This window comes from Pseudomonas fluorescens, assembly GCF_002837185.1.
Lineage (GTDB): Bacteria > Pseudomonadota > Gammaproteobacteria > Pseudomonadales > Pseudomonadaceae > Aquipseudomonas > Aquipseudomonas fluorescens_AM.
Map to the genome: position 1 here is coordinate 1 of NZ_KZ478058.1, position 1,037 is coordinate 1,037.

Annotated in this window: 1 protein-coding gene; it reads right to left on the reverse strand. The window is 60.7% G+C overall.

What is annotated here, in order from left to right:
* Nucleotides 1-1,004: ribonucleotide-diphosphate reductase subunit beta (locus CIB54_RS27230; protein WP_198557227.1), on the reverse strand; the 1,004-nt coding region annotated here is incomplete at its 3' end.
* Between the last annotated feature and the right edge of the window lie 33 nt (nt 1,005-1,037).

The following is a 1,037-nucleotide window of genomic DNA, read 5'->3' on the forward strand; positions in this document are numbered from 1 at the left end:
GCGATGAACTTCAGATAGTCCTCCATCATCGCCGCATTCATGCCGAGAACACCGCGCGGCATGGTATCCCGCGCATATTCAATCTCCAGCTGCGTCCCCTGCAGGATCATCTGGGTCGCTTCTTCCTTCATCTCGGCATCCCACAAGTGCGGGTTTTCGATTTTGATCTGGTTGATCACGTCGATACCGAAGTTCAGGTGCATCGACTCATCGCGCAGGATGTACTGGAACTGCTCGGCCACGCCGGTCATTTTGTTGCGGCGGCCCATGGACAGGATCTGGGTGAAGCCGCAGTAGAAGAAGATGCCTTCGAGGACGCAGTAGTAGGCGACCAGGTTGCGCAGCAATTCTTTGTCGGTGTCGACGGTGCCGGTTTCGAACTTCGGATCGGAGATCGAACGGGTGTACTTCAAACCCCAGGCGGCTTTTTTCGCGACCGATGGAATCTCGTGGTACATGTTGAAGATCTCGCCTTCATCCATGGCCAACGATTCGATGCAGTACTGGTAGGCGTGGGTGTGGATCGCTTCTTCGAAGGCCTGGCGCAGGATGTACTGGCGGCACTCGGGGTTGGTGATCAGGCGGTACACGGCCAGCACCAGGTTGTTGGCGACCAGGGAGTCGGCGGTGGAGAAGAAGCCGAGGTTGCGCATGACGATGCGACGTTCGTCGTCGGTCAGGCCTTCGGGGTTTTTCCACAGGGCGATGTCGGCGGTCATGTTGACCTCTTGCGGCATCCAGTGGTTGGCGCAGCCGTCGAGGTATTTCTGCCAGGCCCAGTCGTACTTGAAGGGCACGAGTTGGTTGAGGTCGGCGCGGCAGTTGATCATGCGTTTTTCGTCGACGGCGACGCGGGCGGAGGCGCCTTCGAGTTCGGCGAGGCCTTCGGCGACGTCGAGTTTGTCCAGTTCGGCCTTGGCGCGCGCGATGGCAGCGGAGTCATTGGCGGTGACGGCGCGCGCTTCGATGGCGGCGGCAGCGCCGGCACCGTCGAGGCGGTCCATGTTGGCTTCGGTGGCGTGGCCGGCGTTGGCGCC